General features: G+C 38.8%; 26 protein-coding genes and 1 pseudogene. 15 read left to right on the top strand and 12 right to left on the bottom strand.

From position 1 onward, the window contains the following. Positions 1–71: 71 nt before the first annotated feature. The 4 genes from gnd to J7E77_RS16375 all read right to left on the bottom strand — a co-directional run bounded on the left by gnd (position 72) and on the right by J7E77_RS16375 (position 5,516). Positions 72–1,475, bottom strand: coding sequence for a decarboxylating NADP(+)-dependent phosphogluconate dehydrogenase (gnd, locus tag J7E77_RS16390; protein ID WP_214715751.1), 1,404 nt, complete (start codon positions 1,473–1,475; stop codon positions 72–74). A 340-nt stretch (positions 1,476–1,815) separates the two neighbouring features. Further along, the gene (locus J7E77_RS16385) at positions 1,816–3,162 is read right to left on the bottom strand and encodes a GntP family permease (protein ID WP_214715749.1); all 1,347 of its coding nucleotides are present in this window, start codon (positions 3,160–3,162) and stop codon (positions 1,816–1,818) included. Positions 3,163–3,249: 87 nt separating this feature from the next. After that, the gene (gene gntK / locus J7E77_RS16380; protein ID WP_214715747.1) at positions 3,250–4,791 is read right to left on the bottom strand and encodes a gluconokinase; all 1,542 of its coding nucleotides are present in this window, start codon (positions 4,789–4,791) and stop codon (positions 3,250–3,252) included. Beyond that, positions 4,791–5,516 (bottom strand): GntR family transcriptional regulator, encoded by a 726-nt coding sequence (locus J7E77_RS16375; protein ID WP_214715746.1) that lies wholly within the window; start codon positions 5,514–5,516, stop codon positions 4,791–4,793. The genes gntK and J7E77_RS16375 overlap by 1 nt, the downstream gene beginning before the upstream one ends. Positions 5,517–5,769: 253 nt before the next feature. Between J7E77_RS16375 and J7E77_RS16370 the strand changes: the two genes are divergently transcribed. Next, positions 5,770–6,477 (top strand): MOSC domain-containing protein, encoded by a 708-nt coding sequence (locus tag J7E77_RS16370; protein ID WP_214715745.1) that lies wholly within the window; start codon positions 5,770–5,772, stop codon positions 6,475–6,477. Between the two features lie 55 nt (positions 6,478–6,532). Here the strand turns inward: J7E77_RS16370 and J7E77_RS16365 are convergent, their stop codons facing one another. Together J7E77_RS16365 and J7E77_RS16360 are read right to left on the bottom strand one after the other, a co-directional pair. Continuing rightward, positions 6,533–7,387, bottom strand: coding sequence for a hypothetical protein (locus J7E77_RS16365; protein ID WP_214715744.1), 855 nt, complete (start codon positions 7,385–7,387; stop codon positions 6,533–6,535). A 230-nt stretch (positions 7,388–7,617) separates the two neighbouring features. Next, positions 7,618–7,959: a DUF3889 domain-containing protein gene (locus J7E77_RS16360; protein WP_214715743.1), complete on the bottom strand. Its 342-nt coding sequence runs from the start codon at positions 7,957–7,959 to the stop codon at positions 7,618–7,620. A gap of 151 nt (positions 7,960–8,110) precedes the next feature. Between J7E77_RS16360 and J7E77_RS16355 the strand changes: the two genes are divergently transcribed. The 5 genes and pseudogenes from J7E77_RS16355 to J7E77_RS16335 all read left to right on the top strand — a co-directional run bounded on the left by J7E77_RS16355 (position 8,111) and on the right by J7E77_RS16335 (position 12,460). After that, complete coding sequence (locus J7E77_RS16355) at positions 8,111–9,115, top strand: DUF3231 family protein (protein WP_214715742.1); 1,005 nt, start codon at positions 8,111–8,113, stop codon at positions 9,113–9,115. Between the two features lie 166 nt (positions 9,116–9,281). After that, a pseudogene (locus J7E77_RS16350) lies at positions 9,282–9,758 on the top strand (GNAT family N-acetyltransferase); the annotation flags it as partial. Positions 9,759–9,767: 9 nt separating this feature from the next. Continuing rightward, entirely contained in the window at positions 9,768–10,340 is a 573-nt protein-coding gene (locus J7E77_RS16345; RefSeq protein WP_214715889.1) for a GNAT family N-acetyltransferase, read from the top strand. A gap of 32 nt (positions 10,341–10,372) precedes the next feature. Continuing rightward, the gene (locus J7E77_RS16340) at positions 10,373–10,912 is read left to right on the top strand and encodes an HD domain-containing protein (RefSeq protein ID WP_214715741.1); all 540 of its coding nucleotides are present in this window, start codon (positions 10,373–10,375) and stop codon (positions 10,910–10,912) included. Positions 10,913–11,041: 129 nt separating this feature from the next. Further along, positions 11,042–12,460 (top strand): tetratricopeptide repeat protein, encoded by a 1,419-nt coding sequence (locus J7E77_RS16335; RefSeq protein ID WP_214715739.1) that lies wholly within the window; start codon positions 11,042–11,044, stop codon positions 12,458–12,460. Between the two features lie 94 nt (positions 12,461–12,554). Here the strand turns inward: J7E77_RS16335 and J7E77_RS16330 are convergent, their stop codons facing one another. Beyond that, a complete protein-coding gene (locus J7E77_RS16330) occupies positions 12,555–12,782 on the bottom strand; it encodes a hypothetical protein (RefSeq protein WP_214715738.1) in 228 nt (75 codons plus the stop codon). A gap of 156 nt (positions 12,783–12,938) precedes the next feature. Between J7E77_RS16330 and J7E77_RS16325 the strand changes: the two genes are divergently transcribed. Beyond that, the gene (locus J7E77_RS16325; protein WP_214715737.1) at positions 12,939–13,394 is read left to right on the top strand and encodes a DUF2269 family protein; all 456 of its coding nucleotides are present in this window, start codon (positions 12,939–12,941) and stop codon (positions 13,392–13,394) included. 78 nt (positions 13,395–13,472) lie between these two features. Here the strand turns inward: J7E77_RS16325 and J7E77_RS16320 are convergent, their stop codons facing one another. Further along, entirely contained in the window at positions 13,473–14,822 is a 1,350-nt protein-coding gene (locus J7E77_RS16320; RefSeq protein ID WP_214715736.1) for an FAD-dependent oxidoreductase, read from the bottom strand. A gap of 155 nt (positions 14,823–14,977) precedes the next feature. On the opposite strand from J7E77_RS16320, the gene J7E77_RS16315 reads away from it, so the two are divergent. The 6 genes from J7E77_RS16315 to J7E77_RS16290 all read left to right on the top strand — a co-directional run bounded on the left by J7E77_RS16315 (position 14,978) and on the right by J7E77_RS16290 (position 22,773). Further along, positions 14,978–15,655, top strand: coding sequence for an AlkZ-related protein (locus J7E77_RS16315; protein ID WP_214715735.1), 678 nt, complete (start codon positions 14,978–14,980; stop codon positions 15,653–15,655). A 284-nt stretch (positions 15,656–15,939) separates the two neighbouring features. Then, the gene (locus J7E77_RS16310) at positions 15,940–17,184 is read left to right on the top strand and encodes an MFS transporter (protein WP_214715734.1); all 1,245 of its coding nucleotides are present in this window, start codon (positions 15,940–15,942) and stop codon (positions 17,182–17,184) included. Positions 17,185–17,617: 433 nt separating this feature from the next. Then, complete coding sequence (locus tag J7E77_RS16305) at positions 17,618–18,622, top strand: DUF3231 family protein (RefSeq protein ID WP_214715732.1); 1,005 nt, start codon at positions 17,618–17,620, stop codon at positions 18,620–18,622. A gap of 362 nt (positions 18,623–18,984) precedes the next feature. Then, positions 18,985–20,616: a M4 family metallopeptidase gene (locus J7E77_RS16300; RefSeq protein ID WP_214715731.1), complete on the top strand. Its 1,632-nt coding sequence runs from the start codon at positions 18,985–18,987 to the stop codon at positions 20,614–20,616. Positions 20,617–21,176: 560 nt separating this feature from the next. Then, positions 21,177–22,373 carry a class I SAM-dependent rRNA methyltransferase gene (locus J7E77_RS16295; protein WP_214715730.1) on the top strand — a complete coding sequence of 399 codons (1,197 nt, stop codon included), beginning with the start codon at positions 21,177–21,179 and terminating at the stop codon, positions 22,371–22,373. Positions 22,374–22,551: 178 nt separating this feature from the next. Then, positions 22,552–22,773: a hypothetical protein gene (locus tag J7E77_RS16290; RefSeq protein WP_214715729.1), complete on the top strand. Its 222-nt coding sequence runs from the start codon at positions 22,552–22,554 to the stop codon at positions 22,771–22,773. Positions 22,774–22,833: 60 nt separating this feature from the next. On the opposite strand, the gene J7E77_RS16285 is transcribed toward J7E77_RS16290, so the two are convergent. The 4 genes from J7E77_RS16285 to J7E77_RS16270 all read right to left on the bottom strand — a co-directional run bounded on the left by J7E77_RS16285 (position 22,834) and on the right by J7E77_RS16270 (position 24,777). Further along, on the bottom strand, positions 22,834–23,343 hold the full coding sequence (locus tag J7E77_RS16285; RefSeq protein WP_214715728.1) for a DoxX family membrane protein: 510 nt from the start codon (positions 23,341–23,343) through the stop codon (positions 22,834–22,836). Positions 23,344–23,568: 225 nt separating this feature from the next. Further along, positions 23,569–23,958, bottom strand: a complete 390-nt coding sequence (locus tag J7E77_RS16280; protein ID WP_168242051.1) for an SRPBCC family protein — start codon at positions 23,956–23,958, stop codon at positions 23,569–23,571. Positions 23,959–24,014: 56 nt separating this feature from the next. Then, positions 24,015–24,470: an SRPBCC family protein gene (locus J7E77_RS16275; protein ID WP_214715727.1), complete on the bottom strand. Its 456-nt coding sequence runs from the start codon at positions 24,468–24,470 to the stop codon at positions 24,015–24,017. Then, entirely contained in the window at positions 24,454–24,777 is a 324-nt protein-coding gene (locus J7E77_RS16270) for an ArsR/SmtB family transcription factor (RefSeq protein ID WP_210427106.1), read from the bottom strand. The genes J7E77_RS16275 and J7E77_RS16270 overlap by 17 nt, the downstream gene beginning before the upstream one ends. A 192-nt stretch (positions 24,778–24,969) precedes the next feature. On the opposite strand from J7E77_RS16270, the gene J7E77_RS16265 reads away from it, so the two are divergent. Together J7E77_RS16265 and J7E77_RS16260 are read left to right on the top strand one after the other, a co-directional pair. Further along, a complete protein-coding gene (locus J7E77_RS16265) occupies positions 24,970–25,677 on the top strand; it encodes an MBL fold metallo-hydrolase (RefSeq protein ID WP_214715726.1) in 708 nt (235 codons plus the stop codon). A 12-nt stretch (positions 25,678–25,689) separates the two neighbouring features. After that, positions 25,690–26,262, top strand: coding sequence for a TetR/AcrR family transcriptional regulator (locus J7E77_RS16260; RefSeq protein WP_214715725.1), 573 nt, complete (start codon positions 25,690–25,692; stop codon positions 26,260–26,262). Positions 26,263–26,447 lie beyond the last annotated feature (185 nt).

The raw sequence follows: 26,447 nt of genomic DNA, 5'->3' as shown, positions 1-26,447 counted from the left end.
ACCAAAGGCCTATACTCAAATCGAGCATAGGCCTTTAATGGTTTGGAAAGGAGTAGGCATACCTCTATCTATTAGTTCCAGTCCGTATGAAAGACTCCTTCCATATCAGTTCGCTCATACGTATGGGCACCGAAATAATCCCGTTGTGCCTGTAAAAGGCTGGCATTTGAACGGCCGTTTCGGTAACTATCGAAATAAGAAAGGGAAGTACTTAAACATGGAAAGGCGATACCGGAATTTATACCCTCGCATACCATTTTCCTTAGTCCTGATTGATACTCTTTTGTTTTTTCAGCGAAAAATGGTGCGATTAATAAATTCTTCAGATTTACTTGACTCTGATAGGCTTCACTGATTACGTTTAAAAACTCGGCCCGAATAATACAGCCGCCCCGGAAAATAAGTGCAATCTCTTCTAATGGTAAATTCCAGTCATAGAGATCAGATGCCATTTTATATTGTGTAAAACCCTGGGCATAGGCGCAAACTTTCCCCATATATAATGCTTGTCTAACGTACTCAATCCATAAATTCTTATCTAAAGCCTGCTGGTCCATTCCTGGGCCTGCTAATATATCTTCTGCTATGACCCGTTCCTCTTTTAATGAAGATACATACCGGGCGAACAATGACTCGGTAATGATTGATAGGGGGATACCGTTATCTATCGCTTGCATGCTTGTCCATTTACCTGTGCCTTTTTGCCCTACTTTATCAAGGATGACATCGATCAGTGGTAAATCTGTTTTTTCATCTTTTTTCTTTAAAATTTCTGCCGTGATTTCGATTAGGTAACTTTTCAGTTCACCCTGATTCCATGTTCCAAAGATATCAGCAATTTCATTCACAGATAACTGTAACCTATCCCTTAAAAAGGTATAGGCTTCAGCAATCAATTGCATATCAGCATATTCAATTCCATTATGGACCATTTTCACAAAATGCCCTGCACCTTTTGGACCAATATATGTGCAACATGGGGTCCCATCGACTTGGGCTGCTATTTTTGTAAGAATGGGAGCAACCTTTTCATAAGCTTCTTTATCTCCGCCAGGCATGATTGACGGGCCATTTAATGCGCCTACTTCACCACCAGAAATACCAATCCCTAAATAATCAATTCCTTTAGTCTTCAATTCATCATATCTTCGGGCTGTATCTTCGTAATGGGAGTTGCCGCCGTCCATGATCATATCACCTTGCTCAAGAAAAGGTACTAATGAAGAAATCACAGAATCTATCGCGGCACCAGCTGTGACCATAAGAAAGATCTTTCTTGGGGTTTCTAAGGACTGAACAAAACTTTGCACGTCATAGTACGGGTCGATCGATTGATTTTCAATTCTATGTATAAGTTTATCTGTTAAATCTCTCGTGTAATTATAGACAGCTACTTTTTCACCTTTGTTCGCCATATTTAAGGCGATGTTGCTGCCCATTACACCTAAACCAATAACTCCAATTGTATTGTCCATTTAACTTCCTTCTCCTTTTTATAAAAATGGCTATGTTAAACTTGCCTGTTGATTTCCGTTCCAGGCGCTTCGCTTTCCGCGGGCGGTTCGGGGAGCCTCCTCGTCGCTGCGCTCCTGCGGGGTCTCCCCTGCCCCGTCCTCCCGCAGGAGCGTAGCGCCTTCCACTCCAATCAACAGGGTGCCAAAATCAACAATAAGCTTTAACATAGCCATAAAAATAAAAGGCAGTAAATCCGCCGCTTTAATACTTAGTGAATTCTAAGTATAAGAGGGGGGACCCTGCCCTTTAGATAACCAAGCAGCAGATAATGAATAAAGCTTCTGCTGCTGGTCACGATTATTAAACGAATAAACTTAGTAAAAGAATAAATCCTAATCCACAAACGGAAATAATTGTCTCAAGTAATGTCCATGTTGCGAATGTTTCTTTCATGCTTAAACCAAAATACTCTTTGAACATCCAGAAACCGGCATCGTTAACGTGAGATAAAATTAAGCTACCCGCTCCAGTAGCAAGGACGACTAATGCAAGGTTAACATCTGTTTGACCCAACATTGGGATTACTAAACCAGCAGTTGTTAATGCTGCAACAGTGGCAGATCCTAAGGCAATTCGTAAAATTGCCGCGATAATCCACGCAAGTAATATCGGTGATATGGAAGTACCTTTGAATAATTCAGCTACGTAGTCACCTACACCGCCATTAATTAATACTTGTTTGAAAGCACCGCCGCCGCCGATGATTAGGAGCATCATACCAATAGCATTAATGGCTGATGTACAAGAATCCATTACATCTCTGATTGGAATTTTTCTTGCCAAGCCCATTGTATAGATAGCAAATAATAAAGAGATGACCATCGCAGTAGAGGCACCGCCAATAAAGCGGATAATGGCGAGTCCGGTATTATCTTCAAAGCCCATTGTTTTTTGAAGCAAAGTAATAATTGTAGCAATTGACATTAAAATAACAGGAAGCATTGCGGTAAATACACTGATACCAAACCCTGGTGTGTCTTCAAGTTTAAATGTTTTTTGTTCACCTAGAGAGGCAATATTACCAGTTCTTGTGAATGAAGCAGGTACGATTTTTTTGGCAAACTTTGTAAATATAGGTCCGGCAATAATAGCAGTTGGAATCGAAATAATAAAACCATATAGTAATACTTCACCAAGATTTGCACCATATTCACCTGCGATGACAGTTGGCCCTGGGTGTGGCGGTAAGAAACCGTGTGTTACCGATAAAGCTGTTGCCATTGGAATACCTAGATATAAAATAGAAACATTTAATTGTCTTGAAATGGCAAATACGATTGGAATCAATAAAACTAGTCCTACTTCAAAGAATAAAGCAATTCCAATGATGAACGAAGATACGACTACAGCCCACTGAATATTTTTTTCTCCAAATTTATCGACGAGGGTCATCGCAATCCGTTGTGCGCCACCAGAATCCGCGATTAACTTACCTAGCATTGCACCAAGTCCAAAGATTAAAGCTAAATGACCAAGTGTTCCACCTAAACCAGCTTCAATGGTTGTGACGACATCGTCTAGTTTCATTCCAAGTGCTAAAGCAACACCGAACGAGACTATGATGAGTGAGACAAAAGTGTTTAATTTTAAGCCCATGATTAAAATAAGTAATGCGATAATTCCAATTGCTACAATGACCAATGGCATAATAATTCCTCCCAAAAATTAATGATGATTTAAAAACAATATGCAAGTAAACAGCCAAGCGGCTAGTGGCAGCCGCTAAACTGGGACTTATGCTTTTCTAATTATACTTCGTTGATATTTGGCAATTCGTGTATAATCTTCTTCTAATACTCTCGATAAATTAATAAAGATCGGCAATAATTGTCTATACTCTCTTGCAGCCTCTTCTTTAGGTGTATGTTTATAGGTACTGCCAATCATTTCAGAAACGACTTCAAAGGATTCGATTTTCCCAGTAGCATATAGGCCTAAGATACAAGCACCGAGACAAGAACTTTCGTAGCTTTCTGGAACGACTACATCCAAGTCAAAAATATCAGACATCATTTGACGCCAAACTTCTGACCTTGCGAAGCCACCAGTTGCTTGGATTCGAGTCACTGGTCCCTCCATACATTCAACTAATGCTAAAAATACGGTGTATAAATTGTAAATAACACCTTCGAGCGCAGATCGAATCATATGTTCCTTCTTATGTGCCATCGTTAAGCCGAAAAAGGATCCACGCACGTCTGGATTCCATAAGGGAGCACGTTCACCAGCAAGATATGGATGGAATAACAATCCATCGGACCCCGGTTTTACACCTTCTGCAATTTTGGTTAATACTTCATATGGATCAATTCCTAGTCTTTTCGCGGTTTCTACCTCTGAAGCTGCAAACTCATCCTTAATCCAGCGAAAGACCATCCCGCCATTGTTTACTGGCCCGCCGATAACCCAATGTTTTTCCGTTAATGCGTAGCAAAAGATTCTTCCTTTCTCATCGGTTTGCGGCTGGTCAATGATGGTACGAATTGCCCCGCTTGTTCCAATGGTTACGGCAATCTCACCTTTTCGAATCGCATTTACACCAAGATTGGAAAGGGCGCCATCACTTGCACCAATTACAAAGGGAGTTAGAGGATCAATGCCCATTTGTTTTGCTAATTCTGGATTACAGTTTGTAAAAATTTCGGTGGTTGGCACGAGCTTAGATAATTGCTCACGTGATATACCAGCGATCTCTATTGCTTCCTTATCCCAATCTAATTCTTTGAGATTCATCATGCACATGGCAGAAGCAAGAGAATAATCGACAACATACTGGTCAAAGAACTTTTTAAATATATATTCCTTTATTCCGATATATTTTTTTGCTTTTTCGGCTATCTCGGGACGTTCATTCACAATCCACGTGATTTTGCTTAATGGCGACATCGGGTGAATAGGCGTTCCTGTTCGTCTATAGACTTCATGCCCATTTAATTCATTTTTTATTTTATGTGCCCAGGCCTCACTGCGATTATCTGCCCAAGTAATACAAGGTGTCAGCGGTTGGTCATTTTCATCCATGGCAATGAGGCTATGCATCGCACTGCTAAATGAGATGAATGAAATCTCTTTTTGGGGATGATTTTTCATGATCCTCGAAATGGTTTGTACCACTGCCATAAAGATTTCTTCTGGATCTTGTTCGGCTGTCGAAATATCAGGAGTATAGAGTGGGTAACCGATATTCTCTTGTTGGATGACTTCGCCTTTTTCAGTAAATAAAACAGCTTTTGTGCTTGTTGTACCGATGTCTAACCCTAACATATAGCTTGTCATTATTCCTGTACAACTCCTTTGTAAAGCATTAGTTGAGACCTCCAAAGGTCTTCTACTTTTCCTGCAACATCATCAAAGTTTTGATGCAAAGAGAGAATCATCAGGTCTCTATTTTTCGCATCGATCGCATCAATATAAAGTTGATGATTGTCCACAATACGTGGAAAGTCATCGTATTTTTCCTCGAAGCGGGCCCGCATCGACAATAGGATGAAAGCTTCCATTACAGGTTTTGCATTATTCCAGATCATCATGATGTAGGAATGATTAATCGCTCGAATAATTGTTTCATGGAATAAGACATCTTGATATGAAAACTCATCGGCATCATGATATTTGATGGCAATTTTCATCATCTCGAGTATTTTACTCAGTTCCTTAACTAACTCTTTGGTGTCTAATTTCACAAGCCGTTCATATACAAACGTTTCTATCAGTAATCGGACTTCATAAATTTCTACTATTTCTTTAATGGTAAAACCAATTACGACGGCACCCATTCTTTCTAAACGGATCAAATTTTCTGATGCAAGAGTTTTTAATGCTTCCCGAATAGGGGAACGGCTTACATCAAAGTCGGCAGCTAATTTATTTTCTGATAGGGTGGTACCGCTTTCAATAAGGCCTGAAATTATTCGCATTCTTAGCTCACAGGTGACACGTTCACCAGCAGAAGCTTTTAAAAGCCATTTTGCGGGATATAAGAATTCCTTTGATTCTGTCATTGATTCACCTTCTTGTTATACGAGTATACTTGTATACAAGTATTATAAGATACATATCAAAAAATGCAAGCGCTTTTTTTAATAAAGTCATGACAACGCAGGAAGGTGTATTCATTATTCTTAGCGAATTTAATTAAAATAATCTAAGAAAGGCCCATTAAATATAGAAGACTTGATGAAGAGGCCATATTACTGATGCATGAATGAATACATATGTTGAAAATATTGGCAGTTTTTTTAGGAGGAAATTAAGATGAGTATTTTTCTAAAACAAGTTTTTGTAGGTTTACCAAAAACGGTCGGAAATAAAGAGGCAAAGAATCCTATGGATCGAGAATGGACAAGCGCCATTTTTAAAGAGTTGGTTGAAGGACCTGTCTGGGTCGGGAAAACGGGTTTAAACGGTGATGGACAATGGGATTTGGAACATCATGGCGGGCCGGAAAAAGCTGTATTTGCTTATGGATTTGAAAATTACACCCATTGGCAAAAGGAACTAGGGATATCTGAGATAACATCCGGCGCAATGGGGGAGAACCTCGTCATGGAACAAATAAACGAGGAGGAGATTTCTATTGGTGATACTTTCCAGATTGGCGGGGCTGTTCTACAGGTATCACAGCCAAGGCAGCCCTGCTGGAAACCAGCCCGCCGTTTTAAAGTTAAAAACTTGGCGCTATTATTACAAAATACGGGCAGAACCGGCTGGTACTTTCGAGTGTTAACAGAGGGGTTTGTTGAAGATGGGCAGACGTTTACTTTGGTTGACCGACCATATCCACAATGGACCATTCAAAAGTGCAATCAAATTATCCATGCTAAGAAACAAAATATCGAGGAAATGCGTGAACTTTCCCAATGTGAATTGCTTGCACCAGGGATGAGAACCACGCTAGAGAAACGAATAGAAATGAGGGAAACACCGGATATCAGAAATAGGGTGTTTGGACCAAATGATTAATTGCTAATTGTCCTTCCTTTTCAAAAAAGCTGTAATATATAAATTTACAGCTTTTTTATGCTTGCTCTTTATAGGGGACCCTATACAATCTTTTATTAACAATCCCCGTAATAAGGGTAAGTAATAAAGATAGACCCACATAGTACGGCTGGTCCCACCATACCAAACTATGAAGGATCCCAAATTCGATCAGAACTTGGTTCACCGCATACATAAGTAATCCTGCTAAGATATATTTGCCCCACTTTATTTTCCATTTAAGGGTACTCATTAGACAATAAAACAGACTATCACATAAATAGAAAATAGCTGCTAAGGCAATCGAATCCCGTCCAGAATTTTCAAACCACCCAGGAGTGTATATTCGATTCGAGAAGAAGATGATCGGAAGTATATGGGCACTGCAAGATATGGAGCCAATAATTAAATAAAGCATCCAATTATGCTTGAGCCCTTTTGAAGGTGGTTTAATCCATTTATAATAAACTTTCGACATCGCAAAATAAAAGGGGAGTCCAAACCCAGTATATCCTAACCTCCACCAATTATGGGAATAGATATGGAGCTTTAAAAATAACCATTCAATCCCGACAAATACACCTGAAAAGAAGAACATCCAAATCCAGCCTAAATGAAAGGTTGCTATTAAGGTGGCAACTATGGGTAAAGAAAAGGCATTTGAGACAAATGCCCCCAAATTGTTGTCATAAAATGTATTATGCTGGATAAAATTAGGGTTGTATTTATAGCATGCTAAGAAATTAAAGATGATGGTCTCAATAATAAATCCTATACCAATCATGGTTAATAATAGGAATAGAGTTTGCGTATTTCTTTTTTTGAATAGTATAAAACAAAATAAACTAGTGCTGAGAACCAGTAAAGCATAATACCAATATGAATTATGCATATTATTCACTCCGATAGTAACTGGATTAATATAGTTTGTTCCTAAGAATGGAAATTATGCACTAGGGCTTACTATTTATAAACAAAACCACTAAGTAGAAACTTTTCTTAGTGGTTTACTTGGTTTTTAACAATGTTCTTATTTTTTATCAATCAGGTCATAGCCAACAATATCCAAATTCCTATAGAATCCTGTCTTACTAGGCGTTTTAAATCAACCTTCAAAAGGAATTACCTTGCTGTCTCCTCAAAAGTTACTTTAAGGACCTTTTCGGTCTGCTTGTTAAATTCAATTGTGATGAAAACGCCGAATTCCCTATTGTTTTCTTTTAACCAAAGCTTGAACCTTTCGGTGGAGGTTTGTGGTCCACTCGTTCTTCCAATGTGGAGATAATCAATTATTTTTGCATGCGGATATTTTTCATGAGTTTTCTTTAGTGCTAATGTACCCCACTTGGCATAGGAGGGAATCGGTTTGTGTTGTGCACTTACTTCATGAATGGGGGTCAGTGGATGTACACTTACCGAGATGAAAAGTAAGCTTATATATAAACTAATCAGGATCTTTTTCACGTAATTACCCTCTTTGTTTTTGCTTATATCATTTCATTTCGAGCAATAACTTATGTAGGTTTTTGTAAATCACTGTAATTATTAACCTTAAACACAAAATAATTCATAACCCTCGCTCATTGGTAAATAATACAATTGAGGTGGCGAAAATATGGATAAGGGAAATTTAAGACTCACAGCTTCCGAAATAGGTTCACTTTGGGGACAATATATAAATGGAACTATGACTGACGTGGTAAATAGATATATGGTCTCCATTATTGATGATCAATCAATAAAGGCCATTTTTGAGGATGCCATTCAGACCTTCGGAGGACAAAAGAAACAAGCCGCTGCTTTTTTAGAGAGTGAGGGCTTTCCGGTTCCGATTGGATTTACTGTATATGATATCAATAAAGGTGCAAAGAGATTATTTACTGATATATTTTGCTTAAATTACTTACATATCATGACCCTGCATGGGCTTATAGGTCATTCAACATCCTTATGTGTTTCTGTCAGAGCAGATTTACGCCATTTTTTCGATTCATGTTTAAATGATGGAAGTAGGATGTACCACCAAACCGTTGAGCTATTGCTCGAGAAAGGGCATTTCCAGCGCGACCCTTATATTTATCCTTCCGTGAACCCTGAGTTTATCTCCAGCAATGATTTCATCGATGGATTTTTTGGAAAAGGGAGAAGTTTAGCATCCATTGAAATCATCAGTATTTTTTTAAACCTAAAGAAAAGTATGATGAGTAAAGCCCTTTGTATTGGATTTAGTCAGGTTGCTCAATCAACAGAAGTAAGGAAGTTTATGACAAAGTCGCAAAACGTGGCTGAGCAGCATATCGCAACCTTTTCAAAAATCCTGCAGGCAGAGCATTTACCAGTTCCTCGTTCCATGGAAACGGAAGTGACCACTTCAACAATGTCTCCTTTTTCCGATAAGTTAATGATGTATCATATAGGTTTCTTGTCACAAGTTGCGCAAGCCTATCATGGGACAGGTTTGGCATCTTCCATGAGATCAGACCTCGTTGCAGCGTATGAAACCATTATTCTGAAAAATTTGTACGTAACCAAAAAATGGTTTAACATAATGGAACAAAATAAGTGGTTGGAGCAACCGCCACTTGCCCCTAATAGAACAGAAATTGCCAAAGAAAAATAATTAAGGGCCTAAAAGCCAAGATGTAGATGATATCTCGGCTTTTTACGTTTTCCGAGCAATAAACAGGAATGGAATTATATTCATAGAATTAATAAGAGTAGCAATCTGTTGTGGGAAAATTTTAGGTAAAAAGAGAAACACAAAATGGATTAAAGGGGGGATCATTTTGAAAATTAAATTATTAGATACATCTGATGCAGAGAGGTATTGGAAGTTAAGACTAGAAGCACTCAAGCAAAATCCAGAGGCATTTTTAACAAGTTATGAGGATGCCATAAAAAGAGAAAATCCCATTGAGCAAGTTGCCCGTAACTTTACCACAGAAGGAAACTTTACGTTTGGTGCATTTGATGATGATGAACTAATCGGAGTAGTCACCTTACTTCAAGAAAGTGCCGAGAAAATACGGCATCGAGCAAATATTTTTGCGATGTATGTCACGCCCAAGAAACAAGGACAAGGCGTAGGTAAGGCATTAATGGTAGAGGCGATCAATAAAGCTAAAACGATGGAAGAGATTGAAAAAATTAATTTATCAGTGATGGCAAGCAATGAAAAGGCGAAAAATCTTTATACCCAATTAGGTTTTAAAGTGTATGGATTTGAAGAAAATGCCCTTAAAGTGAACGGTATTCATTATAATGATGAACATATGGTTCTGCATTTGAAATTGGGGAAGGAAGATTCGAGCCTTAAAGGTGAAAGCATCTATATTAGACCATTTTCCACAGAAGATGCACAAGCACTCCTTACATTGCAAACTGTTAACCGTAGTTTTTTCGAAAAGTTTTCGATGGAACGAAATGACGATTTTTATACGGTCCAATCTCAATTGAACCGAATAAATATATATGAAGAAGATAGTAAAAATGATCAGACATATACGTTTGGAATTTTTAAAAATGATGGTCTCTTAATTGGTACTATTAATCTATTTCAAGTACTAAGAGGCTCGCTTCAAAGTGCGTTCATCGGTTATTTTTTAGATGAAAAGCACAATGGGAAGGGCTACACAACTGAAGCGGCTAAACTGCTAGTGAAATATGCATTCAATGAATTGAAATTACACCGGATAGAAGCCGGTGTCATGCCTCATAATATTGGTTCCATTCGAGTGTTAGAGAAATCCGGATTTCATAAAGAAGGAATCGCTTTGAAAAATGTAAAGATCAACGGAAAATGGGAAGACCATCAAGTTTTGGCGATTATTAATCCGAATGACTAATATTAATTAACGTGAAAAGGAAGGTCCTAGAAATGAATATAGTTGAAAAAGCGCTGCAGATAGCGAGTAAAAGTCATCGAAACCAATGCAGAAAGAATACCGACATCCCTTATATCACGCACCCAGTTACCGTCGGAATGATGTTAATGAAAGCAGGGTACGATGATGACATCATCGCAGCGGCAATTTTGCATGATACGGTTGAAGATACAGAACTTACTTTGAAAGACATTGAGCGGGAATTTGGACCAAGAATTGCTAGGATTGTGGAAGGATGTTCTGAACCCAATAAATCACTCCCCTGGAAGGAGCGGAAGGAACATACTATTGAGTTTTTAAAGACAGCATCAGAGGAAATTCGTGTCGTTGCCTGTGCGGATAAATTACATAACATTCGCTCCATAGTAAAGGATTATGATCAGCTGGGGGATGCTGTGTGGAACATTTTTAACGCCGGCAAAGAACTGCAAGCGTGGTACTACACAAATATTGTTGACAGTCTCGGTCACATGTCATCGTTCCCATTACTAAAGGAATTAGACGTTGAAGTAAATCTGCTTTTTAAAAAATAATGTCGATAAGACTCGAATCGGAAGGAGAGGACCTTGGTAAAGGAACTCTTTTTTTCAATTATGTTATAATAAAGTCACGAGAGTAAATGATTTTAATATGTGTATATTATGATAGGGGGCAAAAGTGATATGAATAAGAAAGAAATGTTGCCAACCGAAATTTCCATTAAAGATAAAAAACATATGGTAAAAGGAAATGCTATAAGGACAGCCGTATTTGCACGAAGCAAAGTAATTGAGGTTATGACTGCTGACCAGGAAAGATATTATCTTATTTATTATAAAAATGCCCTTATATATGGGGAGAAGCTTGATCAGATTGAAGAAGGAACATTTATAGATAAGGCATTTCATGAAGGTATCATTATTGAATCCCCGCATCCGCTCTTAAGTGTATTAATTCCCCACGTAAACATCACTATTCCGAATAAAAATAACCTATTTTCTCAGTTGCAAATCCATTATTCACTTCAGGAAATGGTCTACATTCTGACAACACTTGACTCGTTTTTTCAAAAAGAACAGCTTATTAAGATTATCGACAAAGTGTTCTTCCACTTTAGAAGAAGCGGGAAATTTATGAAATCCTTTCAAATCATTCAAATGTTATGTGAGTTTGAACCGACATTAAAATCTGCACAAGATCGTTTGTCCTCTCTCGAATTTAGTTCAAACAACCATTTTTACCATTCCTCGAGTTTACCTGTAATCCAAATGAAGGACCCTCTATATGTTGAATTACATTGCTTCAAAAATCGAACCAATCCAGATGAACGAATTTTATTAGAAGAAATAGTGAGTAAACAAGACGATTTAGTTGAGTTATTGTTGTGGTTGGAAAATACAGGGAAATACAAAGAGACTAAATTGATTGAAAAGTATACGAGTATTGCGTTACGTTATGTGACGATGGAAGAATGGATGCTGATATTGGCTCAACTCAACATCAATCCGTTTCATGTGCTGCATGATTCAAAATCTATTATCAAAAAAATGCTTAAAGATGGTAATTATGAGAAAGCTGCCTTATGCATATTAGATTTTATCGATGACATGCCCGCCTCCTACGATGCCATTCTTCTTTTAATCTGGGAGCATTCCGACCCAATATTTGTGATTGCACATTTTGATCAATTCATTATGTTATTGCAGCATCTTTCCCACGAAGAGAAGACGAAACAATTTGAAGAAATGGTCTTTAAATTTGCTGAAATCCTTCTTAAGGAGCATGATCTTAAAACTGTTCATGAAAAACTTATCCCTATTCAAAAGGTAATCCCAGATTTAGATGTGATTAGAAAAATTAGTGAAATGGTAAATTTATTAGAGGATCCCGATCGGATGATGGAATTGGGTGATTATTATGCGGAGTTTAAACAATTCGATCAAGCAATCGATTGCTTCTTCTGGGAAATGGAGCTGCAGCCGCAAAATCCTTCTCCCGTACGAAAAATCAGTAAAATGTATCAATCTAAAGGGATGGTAAAAGAGGCTTCAGCCTATCAAAAAATTTTCGCTCAATTAAAAAGTAATCAAGAAACTGGATGACCCCCATCATCCGCTTAACTAGTAGCATAAACTAAGGTCATCAGAGTAGACTTCTGATGACCTTTCGTGGTTACTATACCTTTAATCATAAAAACTAAATTCTGTTTTTAACATCCTCTCTTATCAGTTCGATAATATTCTCGGATAAATTCGCAGGCAGGGATGTCCCATTCTTAAAAACCCAGGCATTAACAACTTCAAAGTCCTCTTTTTTAAAGGTAATACTATAATCTTGGTCTTCGTATGTAAAATCAGCTGTCACTTCTTCTTGGTCATAAGCTTCCTCATCAATAATCATATTAAATATTTCATAAGGTTTCACGGTTATGCTCCTTTGTATCTTTATTGTATGTAAATAGGGTTAACTTTAAAAATATGTTTATTCAATGGTAGCTACAAAAACTACTATATTTCACTTTAATATATTAAATAAGAATATGATAAAATGGGGATGGGAGCGAATGGAGGTTGGCAGCAATTGATTACTTTCTATAAAATCCTTGTATGTATACATATTTTTTCAGCCATCTTGGGGATGGGTCCAGGTTTCATATTAACGACAGTGGTCAAATCTGGGAAGAACATGACCGAATTAAGACATTCATATAGGATTAGACATAAGTTACATATATTTGTAATGGTCGGCGGCACGCTTTTATTAATCACAGGGTTGAGCATGGGGTTCATTAATCCGAGCCTGTTTCGGATGGGATGGTATGTAACCAGTCTCTTTCTCTTTTTGGCTGCGCTAGCAATTGGACCTCTCGTTTTATCACCTAGGTCAAAACCAGTTAAAGCCCTTTTAGCGTCGCACAAAGGAGAAGAAATTCCCGAAGAATATTGGAGTTTATCAAAAGTTCTTTTTCGATTTGAAAACCTTGAAAATGTGATCTTTCTCATCATCATCGCCCTGATGATTTTCAAGCCATTCTAAAAAGGTGTCAGGCACCACTCGTAGACAAATGTCCACGAACGGTGCCTGACACCTTTTAATTTATCATGTCTTTTAAGTTTACCGCTTAACTTGGAATAGGACTGCTTTTAACGTGGAAGGTGAGAATAAGCTAATCGGATGGGCTTTCAGTTGAAGTACATTGATAAGCTTTCCATATACATTTTGATTGCTTTCACAGGCTAAAATCACTCGTTTTACATACCACTTCAGTAATGGCAGTCCAAACGGTTTTGCACCGTCGGTATGGGTGAAGCGAAAGTCTTCAGTTAAAGCGATTAACCATGGGACATCTATGATTTTACTGAAGCTTCGATGAGCATTATTCGATATTTGCGTAAGTTTATTTTTATGTAACGCTTTTTGAAGTTCCTTTTTCAGAGCAATCGCCTCAAGTGCAGCAATGCTCATTCCCTGACCAAATACAGGATCAATACGGCAAAAGGCATCCCCGATAACAATTAGTCCATTTGGGAACCGTTGTAACTTATCATAATGAAAACGTCGTAATGCAGGGAAGCGGTAAACGCTGACATCCGTATCAGGTGTTCCATTTTTAATTGCCTCATATACATCGGCTTGTTCAAGACTTTTGGCATACTTAATGAATTCCTCTTCTGTACTTGGTGGCGATTCCACTCCATACCCAAGTAAAGTCACCATCCACCGCTGATTTTCAATCGGGAAAATCCCTCCTCCATGGGTTTGTTTTGGAGGATTGGGATAAACCAACAAACTCCCCCAGTCATTATTTATGGAGGAAAGGGAGCTGTAGATTCGGCTGGCATAGAAAAGGTTGACTTTTACTTCGGTTTTTTGGGGGGCATCGAAACCTAATTGTCTGAGCCAATTAGATAAACTTGACCTAGCACCTGTAGCGTCAACAACCAAATCAGCCTTAAGTGAAATGGCTGCTTCTCCATCATTTTGAATCTCTACTCCTACGATACTGGTAGATTCACTACTGATCAGTAACTTTTTCACTTTAGCACCATATAAAAAGTTTATATTCGGAATCATCTCTAGTCTGCGATGGATATGCCATTCAAGGAATGGTCTGCTTTGCTGGATAATTGACATGCCGGCTTGATATTTCACCTTCCAGCATCCATGATGATTCCAGGCCAGTTCACTCGCAAAATCAGATTTTACTGATCCATCTGCGATAAGTTCATCCACAATCCCTGGAAAAAGGTCATTTAATATCTCCTCGCCACTTTTCAAAAGGGCGTGACCATGTGCCCCTTGTGGCACTCCGGTTCTAGTAAAATCCTTTTCATTCATATGGTCCTTCTCTAAAATTAACACTTCTTTGAAGAAATCGGACAAAATCCGCGCTGCGAGCAAACCGGCAATGCTTCCGCCGATAACCAGTGCTTTTTCTCCTAAAAACCTATTTGTTGTTGACATTCCTAGCAAACCTCCGATAATACTATTTGCACGATATAATTAATGGTTAGTATTATATCATTTTTTTATGGTTCCTATGAGTTTAGAATGTGTAGGATTTACCTAAACTAATAGGGAATTAAAGAGAAAATCGGATTAGAGGGAGATTGGTGTGTTTGATAGATTATAAAATTAGTACATATGAGGAAGCAGTCAAGGTCGTTAAGGAAGTTGGTTTTCTTCCATTGTCGCCGCTAATTCCTCACTATCCTTCGCTTGATAGCATTACATCCAAAGAACATTGGTATTCGGGTTCAGAATTTGACCCATGGTTATGGAGGGCGCAGTTCCCTGTTGATGGTGTGGCAGCCTACGGAAAGTTTGTTAAGAAGAAATCAGTTTTAATCTCCCGTGAGTTCCTCCCATTAGTAAGTGCGATATTGGGGTCACAGTATTCAGTGGCTAAACGTTACAATGACGGTCTTGTTTCTAGAGAAGCCTTAGAATTATTTACTTTGATTAGTGAGGAAGAAGGCATAGACACAAGAGTATTAAGAGCCAAAGCAGGTATGAAAGACAAAGAAAAGAAAAAGGCGTTTGATAACGCATTGTTGGAATTACAGGGGTCTATGGATATTGTTGTTTCAGGGACAAAGGAGAAAACGAACGTTTCGGGCGAGAAAAACGGCTGGAGCAGTACATCCTTCGAAACACTTGCCTTTTGGTCAAAAAATAACCACGTGGATCAAAGAAAAATAGAAATGGACGAAGCAAAACATGAGCTGAAAAACCATTTTGCGCAGTTATGCAGTCCCGAGTCTATGAAAGCATTAGTAAAGATTTTTAAGCTTTAGGTTTAGGTGAATTTCATTGATATACATATTATGACAAATTTCGCTCTTGATTCTTAGAGTAGAATAAAGTAGTATGTAAACTACGATATTCGAAAGGGTGACCATAAAGCCAATGATTCACTAAACCTATTAAAAGAAAAAATTCGGATCATCATACGAACATATTTCTGGATAGGGTTAGTGCGGGCTTTTATAGACAAAAGGGAGTTTAAGGTACTTGGTGTACTGTGCCCTTTTGTTGTAAAGTACCTCCTGTCCAGATAAATGGATAAGGAGGTTTTTTTATGGAAGAAACAAAATCAAACATTACCATGGGGGACTTATTTAGAAATCGAGTGATACGCACCATCTTACTCTCGACATTATTTTTACAAATTGGTATTTGGGTACGTAACTACTCCATATTGTTATTTGTTATTGAGCAGACAAATGAAGATCCGGTTGCGGTATCGCTTATTTCTGTTGCAGAATTCGCGCCTATTTTTCTATTTTCCTTTATTGGTGGCACCTTTGCTGACAGATGGCGTCCGAAACGGACAATGATATGGTGTGACTTCCTCAGCGCGCTGTCTATCTTTATTGTATTATTAACACTAGTATTTGGGGGCTGGAAAGTTATTTTCTTCGCCACACTTGTATCATCGATTCTTTCACAGTTTTCACAGCCTTCTGGAATGAAACTGTTCAAGCTTCATGTAAAGGAAGAACTTATTCAAACGGGTATGTCGATGTACCAAACGGTGTTTGCTTTGTTTATGATTTTAGGGCCGATTATCGGTACGTTTGTTTACCAGCATTACGGCATTAGTGCAGCGATTGCCATTATGGGTATTGCCTTTATGCTATCGGCAGCGATTCTATTTATGCTTCCTCCTGACCGGGAAAGCGAAGAAAATGCTGTAAAAACCACACTTATGGAGGAAATGAAGGAAGGCTTCCGTTATGTTTGGAACAGCCGGGCACTGACTTTGCTGGGTGGCTGTTTTGCAGCAGCAGGTTTAGGACTGGGGCTAACGCAGCCACTTTCCGTTTTCCTCATTACGGAACAACTTGGTTTACCTAAAGAGATGCTGCAATGGTTGATGGCAGCGTTTGGAGCAGGGATGATTTTAGGTGGAGGTCTCACGATGGGGTTAGCGAAAAAGACTCCTCCGCAAATCTTGCTTGCAATTGGAATGAGCGCAAGTGCTATTGGATTTTTTGTAATGGGGCTTTCAGAGCAGTTATGGCTGACATTGACCGCGCAATTTATTAGCGGCTTGTTTATGCCCTGTATTCACATTGGAATTAATACGATGATTTTGAAAAATACAGATGAAGCTTTTATTGGTCGAGTCAATGGCATTTTAAACCCGATGTTTATGGGGACCATGGTCATTACCATGAGTGCGAGCGGATGGCTGAAGAAAACAACTTCGCTTGTCGCGATGTACGAAGCGTCAGCCCTACTCTTTATAGTGGGTGTAATTATCCTCATTCCACTCTTCAAGCGTTCGGTTAGTATATTGAAAAAGAGTGAGGAAGTATAAGTTTTAAAGCTGCTCTGTTTTTTAGAGCAGCTTTTTTATGCAAAAAATCGCCAGTGCCATCTGCTTCTTTCTGCCACAAAAAAAAAGTAGTGGAAGCCTACGATTTTTTAGTCTTGATAGCTTGCTGAAAATAAGGTTGATCGCTTACATTGACATTTTTTGAATTTGTATTCGTGCTAATTAATAAGTCTCCATTTGCATTTGCAAAAAAAAACCTGAAAGGCGAAGATCTTTACCCATTGTTTCCCGAAGTAAATTTTCCACATCATTAAAGTGTTGGATCGTTAATAGTTTAAGAAACCGCAATTGAAGGAAAGAGGGATAAAAATTCTGTTAAATCCTGTATATGTATAATAAATGTTCTCTTATTGTGGATTCTAATACCAAATGGTATTTATAATCCGAATTTATATGAAAGAACTGAGGAGATTCTATGGAAGATAAAATAAAAATTCGATTAACGGCTGCCGAAATGTCAACATTATGGAGCCAATATTTGAGTGACACACTTGCGGTTTGTGTGTCCAGTTATTTTATAGAGAAGGTGGAAGACGAGGAAGTACGTCCCATCATTGAATTTACACTGGATGTAGCTAAGGGCAACATAACGATTATGCAGGAACTGTTTAAAAAGGAGAATTTCCCTGTCCCGATTGGCTTTACGGATCAAGATATAAATCCAAAAGCCCCAAAACTATTTTCAGACACTTTTGTTTTAATGTTTTTTCGCAATATGTCTATTCTTGCACTGGCTGCAAGTAGTGCAGCATTAGGATTGGTGACACAGGCAGATATCGTCGATTTTCATAAACGTATATTAAATTCTGCGGTTAAGTTGCAGGATCTGACAAGGGATCTCATGTTGGAACAAGGTACATATATCAGACCTCCCTACATTTCTACACCTGACAAGGTTGATTTTGTGAAAAGGGATCATTTTTTAGCTGGCTTTTTCGGACATAAGAGGCCGATTACTTCTGTAGAAGTCACGCATTTGTTTTTAAATATCCAAACAAATATGATTGGAAAGGCACTAATAACAGGGTATGCACAGATTGCACAGGATCAAGAAGTGAAAGAATTTTTGGTAAGAGGAATGCAAATTGCGCAACAACATGCAAATCAATTTAGTGAGATTTTAATAAAAGAGGATCTTCCCGCTCCAATGAGTCGGGATTCAGCTGTTACCGACTCAACCGTCCCTGTTTTTTCAGATAAATTAATTATGTTTAATATTTCATCAATGATTGCAGCAGGGATTGGAAATTACGGGATGGCCATCGCTGCAAGTCCAAGAAGGGATATTGCGCTAAAGTATGCGGCTTTGATTCCGGAAATCTCTCTGTATGCGGAAGCAGGAGCGAAGATTATGATCAAGCATGGGTGGATGGAGGAACCTCCTCAAGCAGATGATCGGGATAAAATCATTCAGGGCTAGGAGATTAAGTTTAAGTTACTATATTCAACTATTTTTTCGAAAACCGTCATTTTTTAAATGTCGGTTTTTTTCTTATTTACTTAAACTGCATATGAATTACCTTTTGATCCTATGAAGTTATTAATAAAAAATTGAAACTTTTGGACCATCAGGATTTCACCCGTTTATTCCTCCAAAAAATAATCGAATAAATTTTCCCAACGCAAAAATGAACTTAGCGTTGGATTTTTAATAGAATAGATGGTATTTTCGCTGGTGCCTGACACCATGTCCCACACTTTTTCCCAATTATCCTAAAAGATTCATCGTGTTATGATTATTTTGAAAATTCGTACAGAAAGATCATTAGGAGGCGGTTGGAGATGAAAAAGAGAACTTCACTTGTACTAGCTTTGGGATTAACGATGGGGTCTGTACTACCGATTACTGCTGCGGCGGAGACAATTCCTTACAATGTTACGGTTAAGAAAGACGCGTCGCAGTTTGGTAAGGATGCAAAGGTCAACTGGAAGAAAGGACAAACGGTACCATCTTTTGTCCATGGGAAACTATCGACCAAAGTTTATAAAGACATAGATGGGATTAAGCAATTTTTAAAAGAAAATAAGGCACTTTATCAGTTAGATACAGCTAAAGATTTAACATTACTCGATGTTGAGACGGACGGGCTAGGCAGCACTCACTATAATTTTATTCAATCGATTCAGGGGATTCCAGTGGATGGGGCGAAGTTTAAGGTCCATACCGATAAAAATGGAATCGTTACAGCAGTCAATGGTGATGTGTTCCCAGAAGCATCTTCTTATTTCAAAGGGGCCCTGAAAGCACAACTATCCAAGGAAACTGCCCTTGAGCAGTCTTGGAAATCTATAAAAGTAACCAAAGAGGAAACCATCACGAATGCTGAAGCAGGTCCTACTGGCAAAAAAATAGAAGATACCGTTGAAAAGGCGGAACTAGTTGTTTATAAAAATGGTAATGAATTTAATCTGGCTTACAAAACAAATCTGCAATTTATTCAGCCATATCCTGCAAACTGGGTGGTCTATGTGGATGCCGTTAATGGTAACATTATAAATTCCTATAATGCAGTGGCTGATGGCACTGGGGTCGGTGTTCTAGGGGATACAAAAACTCTTAACACCTACTATTCGAGCGGTACTTACTATCTATATGATATTACTAAGCCAATGACGGGTGTCATAGAAACAAGAACGGCGGTAAATAGATCCCGGTTACCTGGAAATTATTCTGTTGACCCTGACAATAATTTTAACGCAACGTCACAGCGAGCCGATGTAGATGCCCACTACTATGCGGGTGTCGTCTATGATTATTATAAAAATACGTTTAATAGAAACAGTTTTGATAATAATGGAGCGACTCTTCGCTCAACCGTCCACTATGGCAGGAATTACAACAATGCGTTCTGGAATGGTTCGCAAATGGTATATGGAGATGGGGATGGAATTACCTTCCGTTCATTGTCGGGTGCGCTTGATGTCGTAGCCCATGAATTAACACATGCAGTAACAGAAAGAACAGCTGGGTTAGAGTATCAGTATCAGTCAGGTGCATTAAATGAGTCCATTTCTGATACGTTCGGAGTATTCCTTGATAAAGGGGATTACTTAATGGGTGAGGATGTGTACACGCCGAATAAAGCTGGCGATGCTCTTCGCAGTCTTTCAAACCCTGGTCTTTATGGACAACCGGAGAATATGAGCGGCTACGTGAATACTACTTCGGATAATGGAGGAGTTCACACGAACAGCGGGATTCCCAATAAAGCAGCCTATTTAACGATTTCAAGTCTGGGTACAGCTGTTGCTGAAAAAATCTACTATCGAGCACTCACAGTTTATTTAGCTCCACAAAGTGATTTTAGCGACGCACGCGCGGCTCTTCTTGCAGCTGCAGCTGATTTGTATGGCTCAAGCAGCACACAGTACAATGCCGTTAAAACTGCTTGGACACAAGTGGGAGTAAACTAGGCCATTAACTATTTCCAATGTCAGCCGTCACATAATGTGATGGCTGACATTATTATGGGCAAAAAAAATAGATTGGTGTCAGGCACCAATCCAAAATGGGAAGTTTTAAGAAATGAGCTCTTCGAACCATTTCCTAATTAAGTTACCTTTATCATAACTTAGGTGGAACTTGTGTGGAAGTTGTGAAGATGGGCCAAAGGGCAAAAAAAAATAGATTGGTGTCAGCACCAATCAAAATTATGGGAAGTTTTAAGAAATGAGTTGTTTGAACCATTTCCATATTAACTTGTTTATAATCATAAGAAAAAGATATGTAGAACTTATAGTGAAGTTGTGTGGAAGTTGTGAAGATTTCAACAGACCAGTGTATTTTATAAAGGCCTGCGCCCATTTAAGGATTAAAAGAATAATGATCACAACTGCTACTGGATTAGTGGCGGGTTTTGTTTTAGAACAAGCAGAATTAATGTTATGATAACGTTATTGCTCTCCAGTTGATTTGTAAGGCAAGATATTGTCTAAAATATTTTTATAGGATAAAAAACAGATGGGATGACACGATGAATAAAGAAGTCAGTCTTAAGGTGAAAACAAAGTTTGTAAATAAATTTAAAAGCGGCTATCCACTTATTTCTAAGGAAGCCATTATAAATGTGAACGACCTCGTAGAAGAGGGGTCCATTGTTAAATTGGTCGATGATAGAAATATATTTATTGCCAAAGGCTATTATGGTAAACAAAATAAGGGTCTTGGCTGGGTGTTGAGCAGAAAAGAAAATGACTCTTTTGATCAACGTTTTTTTGAGAAAATGCTAAAAGAAGCGATTAAGGAAAGAGAATCATTTTATCAAAGTTCAGAAACTACCGCGTTTCGAGTGTTTAATGGTGAAGGCGATGGAATCGGTGGTTTGACGATTGATTACTTTGCTGGCTATTATTTATTAACTTGGTACAGCAAGGGTATCTATCATTTTCGAGACTATATCATTCAAGCTTTAAAGGAACTGGTTGAATTCCAGGGGATTTATCAGAAAAAGCGTTTTGATGAAAAAGGGCAATACATCGAGGAAGATGACTTTGTCGCAGGTGAAAGAGGTCAGTTCCCGCTTATTGTCAAAGAAAATGGCGTCAACTTTGCAATATATTTAAATGAAAGCGCCATGGTCGGGGTGTTTTTAGACCAACGGGATGTAAGGCGCACAATCCGAGATGTGTATGCAAACGGTAAGACAGTTTTAAATACTTTCTCTTATACGGGGGCTTTTTCCGTGTTTGCAGCTCTAGGAGGAGCAACGAAAACAACAAGTGTAGACCTGGCAAATCGGAGTAAGAGTAAAACGATTGAGCAGTTTAGTGTAAATGGTGTGGACCATGAAACACAAGCAATTATTGTTGAGGATGTATTCAAGTACTTTAAATATGCAGTCAAGAAACAGTTGAAGTTTGATATGGTCATCCTTGATCCGCCGAGCTTTGCCCGGTCAAAGAAATTTGTCTTTAGTGCGGAAAAGGACTACAAGAATCTTCTAATCGAAGCGATTGCCATAACTGCGGACAACGGAACCATTGTTGCATCCACAAACAGCAGCGCTTTTGGGATGGATAAATTCAAGAGCTTTATCGATGCTGCCTTTAAAGAATCTGGCAGCCGGTACAAACAATTGGAAGAATTTTCACTTCCCGTCGATTTCAAAACCGTCAAAGAATTTCCAGAAGGGGACTACTTGAAGGTAGTATTTATTAAAAAAATAAGATAAGAATGGTGCCTGACACCCACATGCATTGAAATGTAGGGGAGGGCCTTTTTTTATTTTTCAGGGTGTTGTAAATCCCATTTTTGCAATATAATAGAGGGAAGATGTTCACGAAATTGTCAAAAAATGCTACTTTCTTAACTTACATATATATATATAATCATTTCTGGGGGGAAGCGATATGATTAGAGCGGCTATTGCTGGTGTTGTTGGTTTTGTGCTTATTTTTATCGAGTCGATGATTGTGATGAAGCTAAAAGGCCTTGAAACGATTGAATTTGGCGGGTTGGCTCCGTTCATTAATGTCTGGGCTATGAATTTCTTTTTCATGTTTGCCATCCTTACACAGTTAACCAATTGGTATATGAACAAAGAAAGTTTAAAAGAAGATAAAAGTTTTTAGTATTAAAAAAAGCGACGCAATCTGGTAGGATGACCAAGACTGCGTCGCTTTTTGTTTGGATTAAACATTATGTTTTACAGTTTTATTCCCTTTAAATGCTGTGTTGCGAATGAATGGGATAACCCAACGGTCAAGACCGATGCGGCCCGCATTATAGCCTGAGAAAAGAATAATTGCTCCTAAGAAAAGATCTGTTGGAATATGTGATACGGTTCCTGCTAAGAAAAATGAAAAGTTCATCACAAGGCCAAAGAACATGGCGGCAGTTGTTAAACATCCAAGAATAAGTCCAAGTCCGATTAAGAATTCACCTAGTGGGACGATCGTGTTAAAAATATCAACGTTTGGTAAGGCGAAATGCTTTAAGAAATCAACATACCAGCCATAAACCATCGCACCGTCTGGACCTTTCACTGGATTAGCGATTGCCCCTTTTAGATAGCCAGAAGCATCAAAACCGCCTGATAATTTGTGGAACCCAGCTGTTATCCAAGAATACCCCATATATAAGCGAAGAACAGTTAAAATTCCAGCGGCAACTTTGTTTTCCCTTAACCAACTTACTACCATGTGAAACACTCCTTTGTTAATTAAATTTTATTTGTTTGTTCGTTAACTACATTGTTACTATACCAAACTTATTTTGAAATAAGGGTAAATTGTTCACTATTTCACATATTCGTAAAAAAGTTGTGAACATTTTATTAACAGAGTCTTGAACTCCATTACTTCCTATTTAATAAGAAAAATGCTTGGAAATGCTCCAAGCATTTTTAACGTCATTCTGCGTGTGAATTAACCTAAATACTTTTCTAAAGGGTTCCAGTAATTCGCTCCCCATCCAGCTGCAAGATGTTCTCCTTCAGCCTCAGGAAAACCTATGTGGTCGAAAACCAAAAGGGTTTTTGAGTCTTGTTCTTTTAGCTCAAACTTAGCAATAGAGTAAACACCCTCTGGCCAGTTCGCTACTCGCCAAGCTTGTACTATTCGCACACCTGGAACAAGTTCAATGTTTCTTCCAAGAATCATGCCGCCAAAACACGAAAAAGTACCGCCAGCTTCGGGACTGATTTCTGTAGGTGCACCTCCCGTCATTTCGCTGAATTGTTTCGAATCTGTGAGTGCTTCATATATAAGTCCAGGGCTGGCATTGAAAACTACTTCTTGATGAATTGTTTTAGTCATTTTTTATTCCTCCAATATATTATTCAGTAGAAAAGGTTATTTATTTTATATAAAAATTAATGCATGGGCATTTCGGACCATGGATCTACACCTGGATCGTTGCCTTCTGCAAAATCTTTAATGCGGGGCATGTAATGTGACCATCCTTGTTGGTGCGATGGGACTTCTTCAACTGGCAAGTCATAATGAGTTAAAACTAAATTTGTGCCATTTTCTTTCGGAGTCAGTTTGAATTCCACCTTACTTGAACCAGGTGGAACGAGCTTTGATTTTTCCCAGCCCCAAGACATGACGATTTTTTCATAAGGAACAATTTCTACATATTCGCCCATGGCAATATCGCTGCCATTCACATCAATTCGATATTTACCACCGATTTTTGGTTCGAGCAGGATATGTCTCCCCATCCAGCGAACCATTTTGTCCGCATCAGTAAAGAACGAAAATAATGTTTCTGGGCGGGCTTCAATAAATATTTCTTTTGTGATGATTTCATTATTGGTCTGATTCATTTTTTCTCCTTTCTTCCTCTTCGGCAGCTTCTTTCAAACGAAGTAAACTATCATCCCAAAAACGGTCAATATACTGCTTTAATTCAGAAAAACCGTCCCTTCTAATACCGTAGTACCGTTTCGTTCCGTCTCTCCGAACTATAACTAGGCCGGATTGTTCGAGAACTTTGAGATGCTGAGAAACTGCTGGAGCTGAAATGTCAAAATGTGAGGCAATCGCGCTGGAGGTCATTTCTCCATCACGAACGAGATAGAGTATATCTCGACGTCTAGGTTCTGCTAATGCATGAAGGACTTTTTCAATCATATCGTTATTTTAGCGCACACTTAATTAAGTGTCAACTTAATTAAGTGCTAGTCATGTTAGTATCTTTTGGCAAAAAAGATGAATATATGAATTCATAAGAGGATTGTAATTTTTTCCAAAAAAGAACTTGATAAAACTAATGGTATTAGTTAATATGAAACTAATGATATTAGTTTAAGGGGATGTGAGACTATGAGGATGATCAAAAATGGGTACTTGTATCAAGTTACATTCATGGCGAATGTTTTTCCGGTCAACTGCTATTTGGTGGAGGAAGAGGACGGGTTAACGTTAATTGATGCAGCGCTTGGCTTTTGTGCCAAAGGCATTATGAAGGCGGCTGAATCAATTGGAAGGCCGATCACCAAAATTGTGTTGACGCATGCGCATGAAGACCATGTCGGGGCGTTGGATGCAATAAAAGAAATCCTGCCAGATGTACCGGTTTATATTTCGAAGCGAGACAACAGACTAATGAATGGCGATCGATCACTTGATCCTCAGGAGGCACAAACCCCGATTAAAGGCGGTGTACCGAAAAAATTAAAAACGCGGGCCAATCTATTATTGAAGGAAGGCGACCTGATTGGTTCGTTAACAGCGATCGAAACGCCAGGACATACACCAGGTTCCATGTCATTTTTAGATTTGCGGACCAAGGCGTTGATAGCAGGTGATTCCTTTCAAACACGAGGTGGAATGGCTGTTGCAGGGGATATTAGAGCTTGGTTTCCATTCCCGGCTTTTGGTACGTGGAGTAAGGAAACCGCCTTGTCCAGTGCCCGGAAATTAGTGAGTTATCGGCCTGAATTGCTTGCAGTCGGCCACGGAGAGATCGTGATAAATCCTGTTAACTCAATGGAGCATGCAATCAAAAATCTGGAACGAAAAATAGGATAGGGAGTAATTATTATGTCACCAAGACCAAAAATCGGTCTCGAAATATCTATTATTATCGAAGCTGCAGGAGAGATTGCCGACCAACATGGTGTGCAGGAAGTTACCTTGGCCAACTTAGCAAAGAAGCTGGGGATACGTTCTCCTTCTTTATATAATCATTTTGATGGACTCACTGGATTAAGAAAGAAATTGGCGATTTACGGAATCGATAAGCTTTATGAAGTGATGGCAAATGCAGCAATTGGGGTGTCAAGCACCGAAGCTGTGCTGGCGGTTAGCCAGGCCTATGTGGATTTTTCCCGAAAGCACCCAGGGATTTATGAGGCTACCTTACTTGCCCCTGACCCGGAAGATGTGGATGTGCAGCAAGCAGGGGCAAAAATCGTTGACCTTTCCGTCCGCGTTTTGCAGGCATATCATTTAGAAGGAGAGCGTGCTTTGCATGCTGTCCGGGGCTTACGTAGTATTTTACACGGATTTTCTGCTCTAGAGCAAAAAGGCGGATTCAAGATGTCATTGGATTTGAATGAAAGTCTTATGATAATTATTAAGGCATTTCTTGCGGGGATTGGGCTAGAGGATTAATAGATGGCAGGGTCTGTAGTGCCCGTGCTGGAGGAAAAAAGCCGAGGACAGTAACTAAGAGAGGACCACAGTGCCCGAACTCATCGAAAAATATCGGTCACGGTCACTCTGAGAGGACCACAGTGCCCGAACTCATCGAAAAGTATCGGTCACGGTCACTCTGAGAGGATCACAGTGCCCGAACT

Source organism: Bacillus sp. ISL-77 (assembly GCF_018613105.1).
The sequence above is the reverse complement of the archived record's forward strand: the minus strand, read 5'-3'. Positions and strand labels throughout refer to the sequence as shown.

Bases quoted from the DNA above. Each gene is read 5' to 3' on its own strand.
- J7E77_RS16295 (WP_214715730.1), top strand. From the start codon at position 21,177: ATGAATAAAGAAGTCAGTCTTAAGGTGAAAACAAAGTTTGTAAATAAA.
- J7E77_RS16375 (WP_214715746.1), bottom strand. From the start codon at position 5,516: ATGACAGAATCAAAGGAATTCTTATATCCCGCAAAATGGCTTTTAAAA.
- J7E77_RS16300 (WP_214715731.1), top strand. From the start codon at position 18,985: ATGAAAAAGAGAACTTCACTTGTACTAGCTTTGGGATTAACGATGGGG.
- J7E77_RS16260 (WP_214715725.1), top strand. From the start codon at position 25,690: ATGTCACCAAGACCAAAAATCGGTCTCGAAATATCTATTATTATCGAA.
- J7E77_RS16365 (WP_214715744.1), bottom strand. From the start codon at position 7,387: ATGCATAATTCATATTGGTATTATGCTTTACTGGTTCTCAGCACTAGT.
- J7E77_RS16340 (WP_214715741.1), top strand. From the start codon at position 10,373: ATGAATATAGTTGAAAAAGCGCTGCAGATAGCGAGTAAAAGTCATCGA.
- J7E77_RS16345 (WP_214715889.1), top strand. From the start codon at position 9,768: ATGGTTCTGCATTTGAAATTGGGGAAGGAAGATTCGAGCCTTAAAGGT.
- J7E77_RS16370 (WP_214715745.1), top strand. From the start codon at position 5,770: ATGAGTATTTTTCTAAAACAAGTTTTTGTAGGTTTACCAAAAACGGTC.
- J7E77_RS16290 (WP_214715729.1), top strand. From the start codon at position 22,552: ATGATTAGAGCGGCTATTGCTGGTGTTGTTGGTTTTGTGCTTATTTTT.
- J7E77_RS16305 (WP_214715732.1), top strand. From the start codon at position 17,618: ATGGAAGATAAAATAAAAATTCGATTAACGGCTGCCGAAATGTCAACA.
- gntK (WP_214715747.1), bottom strand. From the start codon at position 4,791: ATGACAAGCTATATGTTAGGGTTAGACATCGGTACAACAAGCACAAAA.
- J7E77_RS16310 (WP_214715734.1), top strand. From the start codon at position 15,940: ATGGAAGAAACAAAATCAAACATTACCATGGGGGACTTATTTAGAAAT.
- J7E77_RS16270 (WP_210427106.1), bottom strand. From the start codon at position 24,777: ATGATTGAAAAAGTCCTTCATGCATTAGCAGAACCTAGACGTCGAGAT.
- J7E77_RS16355 (WP_214715742.1), top strand. From the start codon at position 8,111: ATGGATAAGGGAAATTTAAGACTCACAGCTTCCGAAATAGGTTCACTT.
- J7E77_RS16280 (WP_168242051.1), bottom strand. From the start codon at position 23,958: ATGACTAAAACAATTCATCAAGAAGTAGTTTTCAATGCCAGCCCTGGA.
- J7E77_RS16385 (WP_214715749.1), bottom strand. From the start codon at position 3,162: ATGCCATTGGTCATTGTAGCAATTGGAATTATCGCATTACTTATTTTA.
- J7E77_RS16265 (WP_214715726.1), top strand. From the start codon at position 24,970: ATGAGGATGATCAAAAATGGGTACTTGTATCAAGTTACATTCATGGCG.
- J7E77_RS16285 (WP_214715728.1), bottom strand. From the start codon at position 23,343: ATGGTAGTAAGTTGGTTAAGGGAAAACAAAGTTGCCGCTGGAATTTTA.
- gnd (WP_214715751.1), bottom strand. From the start codon at position 1,475: ATGGACAATACAATTGGAGTTATTGGTTTAGGTGTAATGGGCAGCAAC.
- J7E77_RS16335 (WP_214715739.1), top strand. From the start codon at position 11,042: ATGAATAAGAAAGAAATGTTGCCAACCGAAATTTCCATTAAAGATAAA.
- J7E77_RS16275 (WP_214715727.1), bottom strand. From the start codon at position 24,470: ATGAATCAGACCAATAATGAAATCATCACAAAAGAAATATTTATTGAA.
- J7E77_RS16320 (WP_214715736.1), bottom strand. From the start codon at position 14,822: ATGTCAACAACAAATAGGTTTTTAGGAGAAAAAGCACTGGTTATCGGC.